The following is a 16,187-nucleotide window of genomic DNA, read 5'->3' on the forward strand; positions in this document are numbered from 1 at the left end:
GTGGAGTGACCGCGCGGGTTTGCGCCATCGGGCTTTCCCGGGCGGTGGTTGCAGTGTCGAGGGCCGCGCCGACCAGCGCATCATGACGACGACGGCAAGGGTCTTTGGTCATGGTGCAAAGCGCGCCCTTTCTGTCAACGCTTGGCGGTGAGGTCGGTAAACTTTCGCGGTACCCCGCCAGGATGTTCTGATGCTTGTTCTGCCCAGCGCGCGCAATTGCGCCGCGCTCTTGTTGGCCGTGTGGCTGTCCGGTTGTGCCCGTCAGGCCAGCGCGCCGGCCGCTGCCAAGCCCATCCCGGTGGTCGTGCAGCCGGTTGCGGTGCAGCCCTGGAACTCCACCGTGCAATCGATCGCCACCGTACGTGCGCGCGAATCGGTCGCGCTCACCGCAGCGGTCAGCGATGTGGTCGAGCAGGTCAATTTCGACAGCGGCGATGAGGTCAAGGCCGGGCAGTTGCTGCTGCGGCTGCGCGGCAATTCGCAGCAGGCCGCGTTGACCGCCGCGCAAGCCACCTTCGAGGAAACCGACCAGCTCTATCGTCGCCAGTTGAGCCTGGTTGGGCAGCAATTGGTCGCCAAGTCCACGGTCGACACCCAGCGCGCCCTGCGCGATGCAGCGCAGGCGCGGGTGCAGCAGATGCGCGCGGAAATCACCGACCGCGAAGTGCGCGCGCCGTTTTCCGGCGTGCTGGGCATCCGCCAGATCAGCCCCGGGTCGTTGATCACCTCGAGCACCGTGATCGCCACGCTGGACGATGTGGCGCGCATGTACGTGGATTTTCAGGTGCCGGAATCGCAGTTCGGTCTGGTGCAGCTCGGCAATACCGTCAATGGCACCGCGGCGGCGTATCCGGGTGCGCGCTTCGACGGCATCGTTGCCGCGATCGATTCGCGCATCGACGAGACCACCCGCTCGGTGACCGTGCGTGCGGACTTCCCCAACGACGATCGCCGCCTGCGCCCGGGCATGCTGCTGGATGTGCGGCTGCTGCAGCCGGCGCGGCAGGCGGTGGTGATCCCGGAGATTGCGGTGGTGCAGGTGGGCCGCGAGTCGTACGTGTTCCGGGTCAAACCCGACAGCAGCGTGGAGCGTGCCGATGTGCGCCTGGGCGAGCGGCGCGATGGCAAGGTGGAGATTCTGGAGGGCGTCAAGGCTGGTGAGCGCATCGTGGTGGACGGCACCGGCAAGCTGCGTCCGGGCCTGAAGGTGGTCGACCAGGCCGCGCCCGCGTCGACGCGCCCGCAGGCCGCAGCACAATGAAACTCTCCGACCTGTCCATTACCCGCCCGGTGATGGCGGTGGTGATGAGCCTGTTGCTGATCGTGCTGGGAGTCATGTCGTTCACCCGCCTCACCCTGCGCGAACTGCCGGCGATCGACCCGCCCATCGTCTCGGTGGATGTGGAATACACCGGCGCCTCGGCAGCGGTGGTGGAAAGCCGCATCACCCAGGTGCTGGAAGACGCGCTGGCCGGTATCGAAGGTATCGCCACCATCGAAGCGCGCAGTCGTAACGGTTCGTCGGATATCAGTATCGAGTTCGTGCAATCGCGCGATGTGGAAGCGGCCGCCAACGACGTACGCGATGCGGTGAGCCGCGTTTCCGACCGCATGCCCGACCAGGCGCGCCCGCCGGAAATCTCCAAGGTCGAAGCCGACGCCGATCCCATCCTGTGGCTCAACATGAGCTCCAGCACGATGGACACGCTGCAGCTGTCCGACTACGCCGAGCGGTATGTGGTGGACCGCTTCTCCAGCCTGGATGGCGTGGCGCAGGTGCGCATCGGCGGACGCCAGCGCTATGCGATGCGCATCTGGCTGGACCGCGACCAACTGGCCGCACGCGCACTCACCGTGGCCGATGTCGAAACGGCGCTGCAGAACGAAAACGTGGAGTTGCCGGCCGGCAGCATCGAATCGGCGCAGCGCGACTTCACCTTGCGTGTGGAGCGCAGCTACCTCAAGCCGGAAGACTTCGCCAAGTTGCCGTTGAGCAAGGGCGAGGGCGGTTATGTGGTGCGCTTGGGCGATGTGGCCAAGGTGGAGTTGACCTCGGCCGAACGGCGCGCCTATTTCCAGAGCAATGGCGTGCCCAACGTGGGCCTGGGCATCGTGCGCAATTCCACCGCCAACGCGCTGGATGTGGCGCGCGAAGCGCGCGCGCAGGCCGAAGAAGTGCAGAAGTCGCTGCCGCAGGGCACCAACATCTTTGTCGCCTTCGACACCACCACCTTCATCGATGCGGCGGTGGAGCGCGTCTATCACACCCTGGTCGAAGCGGTGGTGCTGGTGTTGGTGGTGATCTGGGTGTTTCTGGGCAGCGCACGTGCAGCGCTGATTCCGGCGGTCACCGTGCCGGTGTGTCTGATCGCTGCGTTCATTGCGCTGTACGCGTTCGATTTCTCGATCAACCTGCTCACCTTGCTGGCGCTGGTGCTGTGTATCGGTCTGGTGGTGGACGACGCCATCGTGGTGGTGGAAAACATCCAGCGCCGCATCGATCTGGGCGAGCCGCCTTTGGTGGCCGCCAGGCGCGGTACCGGCCAGGTAGCATTCGCGGTGATCGCGACCACCGCCGTATTGGTGGCGGTGTTCCTGCCGGTGGGATTTCTGGAAGGCAATACCGGGCGCTTGTTCCGCGAGTTGGCGGTGGCGTTGGCTGCGGCGGTGGCGATCTCGGCTTTCGTGGCGCTGACGCTGACGCCGATGATGTCGTCCAAGCTGCTGCGCTCGCACAGCGTGGCCAAACCCAATCGGTTCCATCATTGGTTCAACGGGCGCATGCAGGCGGTGTCCGGCGCATACGGGCGCTCGCTGGAGCGGCATGTGCACCGCACCTGGATCTTCGCGCTGCTCATGCTGCTGGCCTTGGGTGCGAGCGCCTGGTTGATGAGCCGTATTCCGTCCGAACTGGCGCCGGCGGAAGATCGCGGCAATTTCCAGATCATGATCGACGGGCCCGAAGGCGCCGGCTTCGATTACACCGTCGGGCAGATGCATCAGGTCGAAGACATCCTGCGCCCGTACGTGGGACCGGACAAACCCATCGTGCGTGCCAACCCGCGCGTACCCGGCGGCTTCGGCAGCAGCGAGGAAATGCACACCGGCCGCGTCAGCGTGTTCTTGCAGGACTGGGAAAAACGCACACGCCCCACCACCGAAGTGGCCGATGAGCTGCAACAAAAGCTCAGCGTGCTCAGTGGCGTGCGCGCACGCACGCAGGTCAGTGGCGGCCTGGTGCGCAGCCGCGGCCAACCATTCCAACTGGTGCTCGGTGGCCCGGACTATGCCGAGATCGCGCAGTGGCGCGACCGCATCCTGCAGCGCATGGAAGCCAACCCCGGTCTGGTCGGCCCGGATTCGGATTACAAGGAAACCCGCCCGCAGATGCGCGTCAACATCGACCGCCTGCGCGCAGCCGATCTGGGCGTACCGGTCACCGCCATCGGTGGCGCGCTGGAGGCGATGATGGGCTCGCGCCGCGTCACCACTTTCGTCGACAACGGCGAGGAATACGACGTGATGTTGCAGGCCGGGCGCGAAGGTCGCATGTCGCCGGAGGACCTTACCGCCATCCGCGTGCGCTCTACCCGTGGCGAGCTGATTCCGCTATCCAACCTGGTGAGCTTGAGCGAAGTGGCCGAAGCCGGCACCTTGAACCGCTTCAATCGCCTGCGCGCGATCACCATCACCGCCGGTCTGGCGCCGGGCTACCCGTTGGGCGATGCCATCGCCTGGGCGCAGCAGGCCGCGCAGGAAGAACTGCCGGAATATGCGCAGCTGGACTGGAAGGGCGAATCGCGCGAATACCAGCAATCCGGCAGCGCGGTGTTGCTGACTTTCGGCATGGCCCTGCTGGTGGTGTATCTGGTGCTGGCTGCGCAGTTCGAAAGTTTCGCGCATCCGCTGGTGATCATGCTCACCGTGCCGCTGGCGGTGCTGGGTGCATTGGTCGGTTTGTGGCTCACCGGTGGCACGCTCAACCTGTTCAGTCAGATCGGCATCGTGATGCTGGTGGGCCTGGCGGCGAAGAACGGCATTTTGATCGTGGAGTTCGCCAATCAGTTGCGCGACGAAGGCCGCAGCGTGCATCAGGCCATCGTCGAATCGGCCTCGGTGCGGTTGCGCCCAATCCTGATGACTTCGATCGCCACTGTGGTTGGCGCGATTCCGCTGGTGGTGGCCGGCGGGCCCGGCTCGGCCAGCCGCGCCACTATCGGCGTGGTAGTGATCTTCGGTGTGTCGCTGTCCACGCTGCTGTCGCTGTACGTGGTGCCGGCGTTCTACAGCCTGATCGCCCCGTACACCAAGTCGCCGGAAGCGGTCGCACGCGAGCTGGAAACCCTGGAGGCAACCACGCCATCGGTGGGCGGGCACGCGTAAGCGCGGCCGTCAAAACGACTACGCTCGCCGCCTGGCGGGCGTGGTCGGTGCCCGGCGCGGCATGTGTGACTAATGCACTCTGGGTTTGAGCGTGCCGTCCACGCCTACCTGACGACTGCGCGCCAGGCGTTTTAGCCGCTCTAAGCGCTGCTCGACACGCGTGCGCGGTCGCAGCATTGCGCCTGCGCGAGTGATCGGCATCCCGCAGTTCCGCTGATTGGCGATGTTGGCTGCAGGACCCGGATGCCGGGCGCCGCTACGTTGTGCGCGTGTGCGGATGGCTGCACGCGGCGCATGCGTGCCAGTCACGGTCACGCCTGTAGCGCAACTGTGCCTAGTATGGCCACTGCGTTTATCGCAGCCGCCAGCGTCGGCATCGACAGCCTTCGCTGCGCTGGTGCAGTGACTAAGGTCACATGACAGTCATCCCCGGCTGTGGTCGACTTCGGCGGTTACCCTGACCGGAATTGCCCATGCGTCGTCTTGCCTGCCTGCTTGCTCCTTCCCTCCTTGCGCTGTGCTGCGGTAACGCACTCGCGCAGACGTCCGGCGAGCCGGTACCCAATGGCCGGTTGCCGATCTGGGCGGTGCCCGAGCGTTATAGCCTGGCGATCAAGGTCGACCCCGAGCAGGCGCAGTTCAGTGGCCGCACCACCATCCGCGTGCAGCTCAAGCAGGCATCCGATCATCTGTGGCTGCACGGCAAGGAGCTGAAGGTCAGCAAGGCCACGGTCAAGCCGGCTAAGGGCAAGGCGCTCACCGCGCGCTATGTGGATGCCGATGCGCAGACCGGTGTGGTTCGTCTGGAGTTCGGGCGCATGCTCAAGCCGCAGACGCTCACCGTGGAGATCACCTACAGCGCGCCGCTTAACCAGCAGCTGCAGGGCTTGTATCAGGTGAAGTACCAGGGCAAGGCGTATGCGATGACGCAGATGGAGCCGATCAGTGCGCGCTACGCGTTCCCGGGCTTCGATGAGCCGGCCTTCAAGACCCCGTTCAACCTCAGCCTGACCGTGCCCAGCGACGATCAGGCGCTGGCCAATACCATCGCCACCTCCACCAAACCGGCCGGCAAGGGCTGGAAGACGGTGACCTTTGCGCCGACCGTGCCGTTGCCGACCTACCTGGTCGCCTACGCCGCCGGCCCGTGGGATGTGGTGGACGTGCCGCCCATGCCGGCCACCCCGCAGCGCCCCAACGCCACGCCGCTGCGCGGCATCGCCGCCCAGGGCCAGGGCCCGCGCATCACTCCGGCGCTGGACCAGACCCCGGCGATCATCGCCGCGTTGGAGGACTACTACGACTTCGGTTATCCGTTCGACAAACTCGATCTGGTCGCCGCACCGGATTTCAGCGCCGGCGCGATGGAAAACCCCGGGTTTGTCACCTTCCGCGACTGGTTGCTGTTGCTGGACAAGGATTCGCCGGCCGAAAACGTGCAGCGCTCCTTCAACACCAACGCGCACGAGCTGGCACATCAGTGGACCGGCGACACCGTGACCATGGAATGGTGGGACGACCTGTGGCTCAACGAAGCCTTCGCCACCTGGATGCAGCAAAAAATCACCATGCAGCTGCACCCGGAGTATCACGCCAACCTGGATCGCATCGGTGGCGCGCAATACGCGATGAATAACGACAGTCTGGTCAGCGCACGCAAGATCCGCCAGCCGATCACCGGTAACGGCGATATCGAAACCGCTTTCGATGGCATCACCTATCAGAAGGGTGCGGCGGTGCTGGCGATGTTCGAAGCCTTCGTTGGCGAGGACGTGTTCCGCGAAGGCATGCGCGCCTACATCGCCAAGCATCAGTTCGGCAGCGCCACCGCCGACGATCTGGTCGATGCGATCGCCGAAGCCGCCGGCAAGGGCGAAGACTTCAAGGCGGCATTCCGCAGCTTCCTGAATCAGCCGGGTGTGCCGTACCTGCAGACCCAGGTGGCGCGCGAAGGCGGCAAGACTGTGGTCAAGCTGCAGCAGCAGCGGTATTTGCCGCTGGGTTCGACCGGCTCCACCGCGCAGCAGTGGGGCGTGCCGGTATGCGTGAAGTACGGCAAGGGCAAGAACCAGGTCGGTACCGCCTGCCAGTTGCTGGAAGACGGCAGCGGCAGCATCGTGCTGGACGGCGCCGGCAAGAACACCTGGGTGTTCCCGAACGCGCATGGCGCCGGCTATTACCGTTTCAGCCTGCCGAAGAAGCAGCTGGCCGCACTCGGCAAGCAGGTCGCTCAACTCGACGATAACGAGCAGTTGGCCTACGCCGATGCCATCGATGCGGCCTACCGCCACGGCGATGCCGACAGCGATGCAGTGTTGATGGCGCTCAAGCAGCTGGCGCCGTCCGCATCGGCCGATGTCTCGACCGCGCTGGTGGATCGCTTCGGGTGGATCTGGCGCTACCAGGCCAGCACCGAGGCGCAGCGCGGCGCGTTGCGCAAGGCCGCCGAACAGGCGTATTTGCCGCGTCTGCGCCAGCTGGGTTACGTGCGGCGTAGCGGCGAATCGGTCGACGACACCGCGCTGCGGTCGTCGCTGGCCGGGCTGTTTGGGTTACGCCTGCAGAACGCGGAAGTGCGCAAGGCGCTGCTTGCCCAGGGCGATGCGGTGCTGGCCGGTGGCAACGGGGCGCTGGACTTTTCCGCGGCCAACCCGGATCTGCTCGGCACCGTGCTGGCGGTCACCGCGCAGGAACGCGGCGCGCCCGCGGTGCAGACCCTGATCGCGGCATTGCGCACGCACGCCGACCCCGCACAGCGCAACGCCATGATCGCTGCACTGGGTGCGGTGCAGGACCCGGCGTTGCTCAAGCAGGTGCGCGATTTTGCGTTGACCGATGCCATCAAGGTCGGCGAGATGAAGAGCATGCTGACGCGTGGGAACAGCTACGAGGGTCCGCATGCGTCGATGTGGCCGTGGTTCACCGCTAACTTTGATCGCATCGTGCAGCGCAGCGGGTCGTTCGACGGCGGCGGTCTGCCGGCGCTCGGCGCATCCGGTGGCTGCAGCGTGGAAGAGGCCGACCGCCTGGATGCCTTCTTCCAGCCGCGCCTGGCCAAACTCAGCGGCGCCGATCGCGGCCTGGCGCAGACCGGCGAAACCATCCGCTTGTGCGCCGCGCTCAAGCAGGCGCAGACCGCCAAGCGCTGAGCGCCAGAAGCGGCCAACAACGCGACTGCGCGGCCGCCAGGCGGCTGCGGTCGCTGCTCGGAACCGGCATGTGCCCTGCGCACACGCCGGTTCTGAACCCACCGTCCACCGCTATCCGATGACCGCTCGCGACGTGCATCCGGTCTCGGCCAAGCTCGCGAACACCACTGGCGTCGTTGCACAGGGCGTGCGGCGTGCAGCGCCGATGCCCCACGATGGTGCGCACGATTCGCACATGCGCCGCCGGCACGTTGTCGCGCGCTGACGGCGCAACTCGCATGCACGTCGCATCGAGCGGCGCTTTCGGCCAGAATCGACCCACTCCCCACGGCGCTGGGGTTCACGATCCAGCACTCGGGGAGATTGCGTGGAAGCACTCATCAATGGCATCAACGGCATCGTCTGGAGCAAGGCACTGATTTTCATGTGCCTGGGCGCAGGCGTTTACTTCACCATCCGCACCCGTTTCATGCAGGTACGCGGGTTCGTGGAAATGATTCGCCTCACCGTGGGCGGGCAGAAGTCCGATGCCGGGGTGTCCTCGTTCCAGGCATTGGCGATGTCGATGGCCGGGCGCATCGGCATCGGCAACATCGCTGGCGTCGCCACCGCCATCGCCTTCGGTGGGCCGGGCGCGATCTTCTGGATGTGGGTGATGGGCTTTCTCGGCGCGTCCACGTCGTACGTGGAATCGACGCTGGCGCAGATCTACAAGATCAAGGATGCCGATGGCCGCTATCGCGGCGGCCCGGCGTACTACATCGAAAAGGCGATGGGTCTGAAGTGGTACGCGCTCACCTTCGCGGTGGCCACCATCATCGCCACCGGCTTTCTGATGCCGGGCGTCCAGGCCAACGCGATTGCAGACAGCGCCATCAACGCCTGCCGGGGCACCAGCCTGTGCGGTGCGATGGACGGGCAGTGGATGGGCCTGCCGATGCGCGATGCGGCCAAGCTGGGCATCGGCATCCTGGTGGCATGCATGCTGGCGGTGATCATCTTCGGCGGCGTCAAGCGCATCGCCAACTTCGCCGAAATCGTGGTGCCGTTCATGGCGATGGGCTACATCCTGATGGCGCTGGTCATCATGGTGCTCAACGCCGAGCGCGTGCCGGACATGTTCGTCACCATCTTCAGCAGTGCGTTCGGCAGCCATGCCGCGTTCGGCGCCTTGCTGGGGCTGGCGGTGGAATGGGGCGTCAAGCGCGGCATCTATGCCAACGAAGCCGGGCAGGGCACCGGGCCGCATGCTGCGGCAGCGGCAGAGGTGTCGCATCCGGCCAAGCAGGGCTACGTGCAGGCGTTTGCGATCTACTTCGACACCATGATGGTGTGCACCGCCACCGCGTTCCTGATCCTCACCACCGGCAAGTACAACGTGTACGCGCCCGACGGTGCCAAGCCGGGCCTGTACGCCGGCCTGATTGGGGTGGAAGAAGGCCCAGGTTATGCGCAGGCGGCAGTGGAATCGGTGCTACCGGGCTGGGGCGCGGGCTTTGTGGCGGTGGCGCTGTTCTTCTTCGCCTTCACCACCATCATGGCCTATTACTACATGGCCGAAACCAACCTGAGCTACATCAATGGCAGCCGCCGCCGGCCGCTCACCGTGCTGCTGCTGCGCCTGGGCATCATGGGCATGGTGATCTTTGGCGCGTTCCACAATGCGCAGCTGGCCTGGGCGCTGGGCGACATCGGCGTCGGCGTCATGGCCTGGCTCAACATCATCGCCATCCTGATCCTGCACAAGCCGGCCATGCTGGCCTTGAAGGATTACGAACGGCAAAAACGCCAGGGGCTGGATCCGGTCTTCGATCCGGTGTCGCTCGGCATCAAGAACGCGGATTTCTGGACACAACGATGAAACAGCATGATGGACGTGGCGCACGGCCGCCACGCGACAACACCGGCAGCGGCGCTGCGCCGCTCAACCCCTGGGGCCGCGCGGCGCCGCGTGCGCCGGCACCGGCTGCGGTACGCACCGCCGCCGCCGCACCGGCCGCTGCCAACGCCAATACCGCACGCGAGCTGCGCCTGTACGGCATCAATGCCATCCAGGCGATGTTCGACGCGCGTCCGCAGGCGCTGCGTAAGCTCTACCTGACCGAGGCGCGCATTCCGCAGTTCAAGGCCTTGCTGGCCTGGTGCGTCACCCAGCGCATCGGTTACCGCGTGGTGGAGGAGGCCGACCTCACCAAGCTGGCCGCCAGTACGCATCACGAAGGCATCGTGGCCGAGGTGTTGCGGGTATCGCCGCAGCCGTTGCAGGAGTGGCTGGCGGCATTGCCGCATGGCCCGGTGCTGGCGCTGTGGCTGGATGGCGTGGGCAACCCGCATAACTTCGGTGCGATCTTGCGCTCGTCGGCGCATTTCGGCGTGGCCGGTTTGCTGCTGTCGGCCGGCTCCACGCTGGGCCTGTCCGGCGCCGCCGCGCGCGTTGCCGAAGGCGGTGCCGAAGCCGTGCCGCTGGTGCAATTGCCCGAGACCGCAGTGGCGATGACGCAGCTGCGTCAGGCCGGCTTCGCGATCGCAGCCACGCTGGTCGACGGTGGGCACGATGTCTTTGCCGCCGCGTTGCCGCAGCGCCTGGTGTATGTGATGGGTGCAGAAAGCGCAGGCATGGATCGCCAGTTCGCACGCGAGTGCGATCTGCAGTTATCCATCCGCGGCAGCGGCAAGGTCGAAAGCCTCAATGTGGCGTCGGCCACCGCCGTGTTTCAGGCGGCCTGGCGCGCCCGCGTCGACACCGGAGCGCTGTGATGCGTCCATCGGCCTGGTTGCTTGCTGCCCTCTGCACACTGAGCGGCAGCGCGTTTGCTGCCGCGTCTACGCTTCCTGCGACGCCGCCGGAAGCGCGCACCGATCACGGTGTAGTGCGTGGGCAATGGCAGGCCGACGGCAGTGCGGTGTTTCGTGGCATCCCCTTCGCGGCGCCGCCGCTGGGCGCATTGCGCTGGCGCCCGCCGCAACCGGTTGCCGCATGGACGCAGGTGCGTGACGCCACGCAGGCGGCCACACCGTGCGTGCAGCCCGCGCTGGGCTGGAACGATGCGATGGCCAGGCGCGGCAGCGAAGACTGCCTCTACGTCGAAGTGCAGACACCCACGCTGAAGCCGGCAACCCCGTTGCCGGTGTTTGTGTGGATCCATGGCGGCGCCAATGTCGCCGGCGGTGCAGATGGGCATCTGCCCACCAATCTTGTCGCGCAGAACATGCTGGTGGTGACGCTGCAGTACCGGCTGGGCGCGTTGGGCTTCCTGTCGCTGCCGGAACTGCGCGATGGCGACAACCAAGCGGCCGGAAACTACGCGTTGCTCGACCAGATCGCCGCGCTGCGCTGGGTGCGCGACAACATCGCGCAGTTCGGCGGCGACCCTGCGCGGGTCTCCATCGCCGGGCAGTCGGCCGGTGGCCAGGATGTGGGCTTGCTGATGCTCAGCCCACTCGCGCGCGGGCTGTTTTCTGCAGCAATCGAACAAAGCGGCACCGCTGGTTTCGGGCTGCCGGCGCGCAGCCTGGAAGACAATCGCGCGTTGGGCGTTGCCATCGCCAAACGTGCGGGTATCGACGATGCAGCGACGCGGCTGAGCCAATTGCGCGCGTTGCCGGTGGAGCAGTTGCTCAAGGCCGGGCAGGGCGTGGATGTGCCAGCGTTGGATGACGATGGCTACATCTGGTTGCAAGCCGTTGTCGATGGCCGCGTGCTGCCGCGCTCCCCGGCCGAGCTGCTGGCCAGTGGCGCACAGGCCAAGGTGCCGCTGTTGATCGGCTACGTGGTGCAGGAGCTTACCTACGGCGGCGACCAGGGCGCACAGGCGCGTCTGCGTCGCGATTATCCCGACCGTGCCGAGGCAGTGTTGCAGGCGCAGCGTAAGCATGCGGCGCAACGTGCCGAGCGTCAGGGCAATGCCGCGATGCAGCTGTCCACCGATCTCACTTTTCGCTGCCCGGCGGTGACAGTGGCGCAGCGCCAGGCCGCGCTCGGCGTGCCGGTGTGGCATTACGTGTTCGACACCGCAGCGCCGGGTGGGCAGGTGACTCACAGCGCCGAACTGCCGTTCCTGTTCAAGGACCTGCCCATCGGCCAGCCGCCGGTTAGCCTGCAACGCTATTGGGCGGCATTCGTGCAGCGTGGGAATCCCAACGCCAAGGGCTTGCCTGCATGGCCGGCATTTGCGCCGAAACATGCGGCGCTGCAGTTCGATGCGCGCGGCGTGCAGCAGATCAAGGACGCGCGCCCGGCCGTGTGCGCAGGCGTGGATTTGCCGTAAGCCGGCATCCATTGCCACGGCGAGTGGCGTGGTGAGTCCTTGCTGGCTGTGTGTCGCTTGCAAGGACTACCAGAGAGCGTGGGCGCGCCTGCCGTGATGAGCACTCTGCATTCGGCACGCCGATAAGCCAACACCACTTGGCCGCACGCTGCAGTGGTGCTGGCAGTTCTGACGTTTCAGCATGCACCGCACAACGGCGCAACTGCATGCGGGTTCGTGTCGTGGCCAACAAGCGAACGCGCGCGCTGCAGCAGTGCGCGCGTTCGCAGCAACTCAGCGGGCGCAGCCCGGCCCGCCGAAGTAGATGCCGCCGTTCTGCATCTCCGGCGACAGGCTGGTGCGGGAGACGCCGGCTCCCAACGCATACGGATAGCTGTAGCCGGCAATCGCCAACGTGTAGCACGACGGCTGCTCCACACTCATCGATGACAACCGTTGTGCAGGCCAGGTGGCCATGGCCGCATCGCGATAAAAGTGGTTGGCCTGGAACGCGGCCTGCCGGTAGCCGGCCGATGCGAACCGCCCGCTGCCCATTGGTGTGCTGGGGCGACCATCCCAGGTGGAAATTTCGCCACCGGCCGAGATGAAGATGTTGGCGCTGCCTTCGGCAATGTCGCCGGCATACAGCTCGGCCTTGTAGTAGCCGATCCATTCGCCATTCAAGCCGAACCACCAATAGCCGTCGGCATTGCGTTGGAATTCCACATGCAACATGGCCTGCTTGCCGCCCGCGGTGCTGAAGCCGCCGGCTGGCGCTGCGCCGAGCACATTCGCCGTGCTGGTCTGCACGAAGTCGGCGCAATCCAGGTTATGGCAGCCGGTGTTGATATAGCCGTCCTGCGTGGAATAGATAAACAGGATCGGCGTGTTGCCCCAGCCTGCGCCAGGTTGGGTTTGCCAACCGGCCTCCAGGGTCTGGATCTGCCGTTGCGCCGTGTACCCAGCCAGCCAGATCTGGCTGATCGACTGCGCATCGTTGGCGCGCACGGCCGGCACCCAGGTGTTGAGATCGGCACCGGCGCCGGTCACTGGCGAGCCGGCGGTGTCCAGGTAAATGGTGGAGTAGTAATGCACCACCGACGCGGCATCCTCCGCGGCGGGTAGCAGAGTGGGGCGGTCGGGTGTCGTCGCCTGCGGTGTGGTGCCGCGCAAGAACGCCCGCAGCGTTGCGTGTTGGCTGATGTCAGCCAGACCGATGCGCTGCAACGGCACACTGCCAGCATCGCAGCGTTGCGCCGCATCGAGTGGAGCGCTGCTGCTGACGCCGGCCGCAATGCTGGGCGGCATGGCAAGCGCGCCGCCATCGCGCAACGCGGGCTGCTGCGCGAGCGGGATGCAGTCGAACACCTTGCCGCGCTGATGCACGCTGCGCAGCACGGTCAGGCCGTTGTAGCGATTGAACAGATAACGCTGCATCTGCGCGAAGGCCGCTGGGTCGCGCACCTTGGCGGTGACCTCGCGCGTGGCGTAGCTGCGCTGTGCCTGCGCATCCAAAAATTGCTTGAATTCTTGCGTGACCAACGGAAATGCACGCGATACCGCAGCAGTGCTGTGCTGCATGCCGGCACGCTGCTTGGGCGCAACACGTGCGGTGGCGGGTGTGCGCAGCAGCGGCGGCATCAGCGCATCGATACGTTGATCATCTGCAGCCGAGATGGAGGGCGATAGCAATGTGCCTGCAAGGCTCGCGGGCGCTGCGGTGCAAATGGCAAGCGCGACAACGGCGCGGCCGATCGACATCGGTCGCTTGGAACGAAACGTCATGGGAGTATTTCCTGGCGCCGGAATGAAACGGCCCCGCATGCGGCGAACCATGCAGGCCGCGCCATCACGTCACAGGGCGAGCCGGGAAATAGCTGGCAACGCACACCTGCGGTGAAGGTGCGCGCATCCTAAAACGTATGCTTTGCAAAAGTATTCGAAGATATTGATTGCGTGACGCCAGGCACACGGCAAGCGCAATGCGCTAAGCGGATGTCCGGTGCAAACATGTACTTGGCGATATGCGGTGCAGTGCCTCTGCGCAACAGTGTCCACGGTCACGGTCACGGGTGTTGAGCTGTGGTGTTGCAGCAATGCCCGGCTGCTATCGATCTGTCATCCCACAGGTCGAGCGCACCTGCGGGAATCGTCGCTGCATAGCGTCGTCGTATCCTCACTCACCCCCTCTCAAGATGAGAGAGGGGGTGGTGTTGCATCGCGCCCCGAGCGCTGCGCTTATTTCTTCTGCAGCCGTACCGCTGCGCCGCCGCTTGCAGCCAGTTCCAGTTGCAGGCTGTCGTCACGGGTGAGCTTGCGGGTCTCGATGCGGACCTCGGTCGGCGCCTGGCCGTCGGCGTAGATCGTTGCGGTCCAGCTGCCCTTGCCCAGGAACGACAACGGCAAACTCAACGTGCGTGCTTGCTCGTTGGTCATCGCGCCCACGTACCAGTCCTTGCCGCTGCGTCGTGCCAGCGCGATGTGCTCGCCGATCGCACCTTCCAGTGCGCGTGTTTCGTCCCAGCTTGCCGGGACATCGCGCAGAAACTGCGCTGCGGGCACGTTTTCGTATTGCTCGGGGCTATCTGCCACCACTGCGAACGGGCTCTCATACACCACATACATCGCCAGCTGCTGCGCACGTGTGGTCATCACTTGCGGTGCGATGTGCTGCATCTTGAACTCGGCCGGGCGCACATTGCGAAAGCCACCCGGCGTGTAATCCATCGGCCCAAGCAACATGCGCGTAAACGGCAGCGTGAGGTTATGCGTGGCGGTGATGCGCGTGGTCCACTTATTGTATTCGGCGCCAAGCACGCCTTCTTGCGTCAGATAATTGGGATAGGTGCGGGTCAGGCCGGTCGGGTGATACGCACCATGCAGGTCCACCAGCAGTTTGTGTTCGGCGGCCTTGCTCAGCAGGCGGTGATAGAAGTCCACCATCTGCTGGTCGTCGCGGTCCATGAAGTCGACCTTGATGCCCTTGATGCCGAGTTGCTGGTACCACGCCAGCGCTTCGTCCATGTGCGCATCGAGTGCACGCCAGTGCGCCCATAACCACAACCCCACATCGCGCTTGCGTGCATAGGTCACCAGACCCTGCAGGTCGAGTTGCTCTACGGGGCGACGGATATCGGCATCGCTGTTGTATTGCCCGTCGCCGGTGCTGCCGTAATACCAGCCGTCGTCGATCAACATGTATTGCAGCTTCAACTGCTGCGCGTGATCGATGTAACGCTGGATCGTGGCGGTATTCATGCCAGGGTGTTCCACCCCGCCGGCAAGGTTGCCCGACCACCAATCCCACGCCGATTTACCCGCACGCACCCAGCGCGCATCGAAGGCCGGTGGCGGGTTGAGCGCAGAAATCAGGTTGGATTCGATCAGGCTCTCCGGGCTGTCGCCCAGCATGATCACGCGCCACGGCGTTGCGAAATCGCGTCCCTTCGCGTCGAACATGACCGCCATCTTCGGTTCGTCCAGGCGCGGCGACAACTTTGCCGACACGCCCAAGCCGCCATCGGCGCGGCCGGTGAGATACAGGCCTGCGTAGTCGCGCAGATTCGCCTCGCCGATCGCCAGCGTGGTGCCGCGTGCATCGATCTGGCACACCAGCGGTAACTCAAGCAGATTGTGCGGGCGCAATTTGGACGCGGCGATGGCGTCGTACTCGCCCTCGTGACTGGTTCCGAACCGGCCCAGGTTCAAGGTCCAGCATGGGTAGTCGCGCGGAAACGCAAAGCTGGTGAGTTCGTCGCGGATGCGTACCTCGCCGGCATCGGGCAACACGTAGCGCAGCGCCACGCCATCGTCGTACGCGCGCAATTCCACGGTGAGGTGACGTTGTTGTTGATCGGTCAACTGCACGCGCAATTGACGATAGTGATCGCGCACCTGTTGGGTCTTGCCAACCGGTAACGTAAACGTGCTGTCGTGCGTGTCGGTGCTGCTGCCCTGCACGGTCATGTTGCGGCCAAGTTTGCCGGCCTTGCCAAGATCCAGTCCGAGCGGTGCGTCGTCGAGCACTAACGTGTTGCGGTACAGCACACGATAGCTGGGGACGCCACCGTCGCGTAGCGTGAATTCCACTTCGGTACGTGCATCGGGCGATTGCACGCGCAGGCTCTGTGCGGTTGCTGGCGTTGCGATCACACACAGCAATGCGCATGCCGCCGGTAGTGCGGACTGGATCAGGTTTCGCATAAGTCCCTCCTCCTGGGAACGCCAACCCTAACGCAGAAAGTGTTGTCGTCGATATCGCCTTGGGGTAACGTTACCTCGCACCATGGTCGCTGAAACAGGGGCGGCAGCCACGGGCGGCATCACTGGATACAACTGCGCTACGTCGATTGGATGTATGCCGGTTGCACAGATGTGGTGTGCACCGTTGTGTGGCAGTAGAGCTTGG

At 65.2% G+C, this 16,187-nt stretch carries 8 protein-coding genes; 6 read left to right on the top strand and 2 right to left on the bottom strand.

Annotated features, from left to right (window positions below):
* Positions 1-190: 190 nt before the first annotated feature.
* The 6 genes from ASF90_RS09235 to ASF90_RS09260 all read left to right on the top strand — a co-directional run bounded on the left by ASF90_RS09235 (position 191) and on the right by ASF90_RS09260 (position 11,800).
* The gene (locus ASF90_RS09235; RefSeq protein WP_055848782.1) at positions 191-1,261 is read left to right on the top strand and encodes an efflux RND transporter periplasmic adaptor subunit; all 1,071 of its coding nucleotides are present in this window, start codon (positions 191-193) and stop codon (positions 1,259-1,261) included.
* The gene (locus ASF90_RS09240) at positions 1,258-4,383 is read left to right on the top strand and encodes an efflux RND transporter permease subunit (RefSeq protein ID WP_055848786.1); all 3,126 of its coding nucleotides are present in this window, start codon (positions 1,258-1,260) and stop codon (positions 4,381-4,383) included. The genes ASF90_RS09235 and ASF90_RS09240 overlap by 4 nt, the downstream gene beginning before the upstream one ends.
* A gap of 473 nt (positions 4,384-4,856) precedes the next feature.
* Positions 4,857-7,532, top strand: a complete 2,676-nt coding sequence (locus tag ASF90_RS09245; protein WP_055848790.1) for a M1 family metallopeptidase — start codon at positions 4,857-4,859, stop codon at positions 7,530-7,532.
* 367 nt (positions 7,533-7,899) lie between these two features.
* A complete protein-coding gene (locus ASF90_RS09250; protein WP_055848793.1) occupies positions 7,900-9,393 on the top strand; it encodes an alanine/glycine:cation symporter family protein in 1,494 nt (497 codons plus the stop codon).
* A complete protein-coding gene (locus ASF90_RS09255; protein ID WP_055848796.1) occupies positions 9,390-10,289 on the top strand; it encodes a TrmH family RNA methyltransferase in 900 nt (299 codons plus the stop codon). The genes ASF90_RS09250 and ASF90_RS09255 overlap by 4 nt, the downstream gene beginning before the upstream one ends.
* Positions 10,286-11,800, top strand: coding sequence for a carboxylesterase family protein (locus ASF90_RS09260; RefSeq protein ID WP_055848799.1), 1,515 nt, complete (start codon positions 10,286-10,288; stop codon positions 11,798-11,800). The genes ASF90_RS09255 and ASF90_RS09260 overlap by 4 nt, the downstream gene beginning before the upstream one ends.
* Before the next feature lie 273 nt (positions 11,801-12,073).
* Here ASF90_RS09260 and ASF90_RS09265 read toward each other — a convergent pair whose 3' ends face one another.
* Both ASF90_RS09265 and ASF90_RS09270 read right to left on the bottom strand, forming a co-directional pair.
* Positions 12,074-13,564: a neprosin family prolyl endopeptidase gene (locus ASF90_RS09265; RefSeq protein ID WP_236699230.1), complete on the bottom strand. Its 1,491-nt coding sequence runs from the start codon at positions 13,562-13,564 to the stop codon at positions 12,074-12,076.
* Positions 13,565-14,017: 453 nt separating this feature from the next.
* Positions 14,018-15,982 carry a glycoside hydrolase family 97 protein gene (locus ASF90_RS09270; RefSeq protein WP_055848801.1) on the bottom strand — a complete coding sequence of 655 codons (1,965 nt, stop codon included), beginning with the start codon at positions 15,980-15,982 and terminating at the stop codon, positions 14,018-14,020.
* Positions 15,983-16,187: the final 205 nt, after the last annotated feature.

It is taken from the genome of Xanthomonas sp. Leaf148, assembly GCF_001423585.1.
Classification (GTDB): Bacteria; Pseudomonadota; Gammaproteobacteria; order Xanthomonadales; family Xanthomonadaceae; genus Xanthomonas.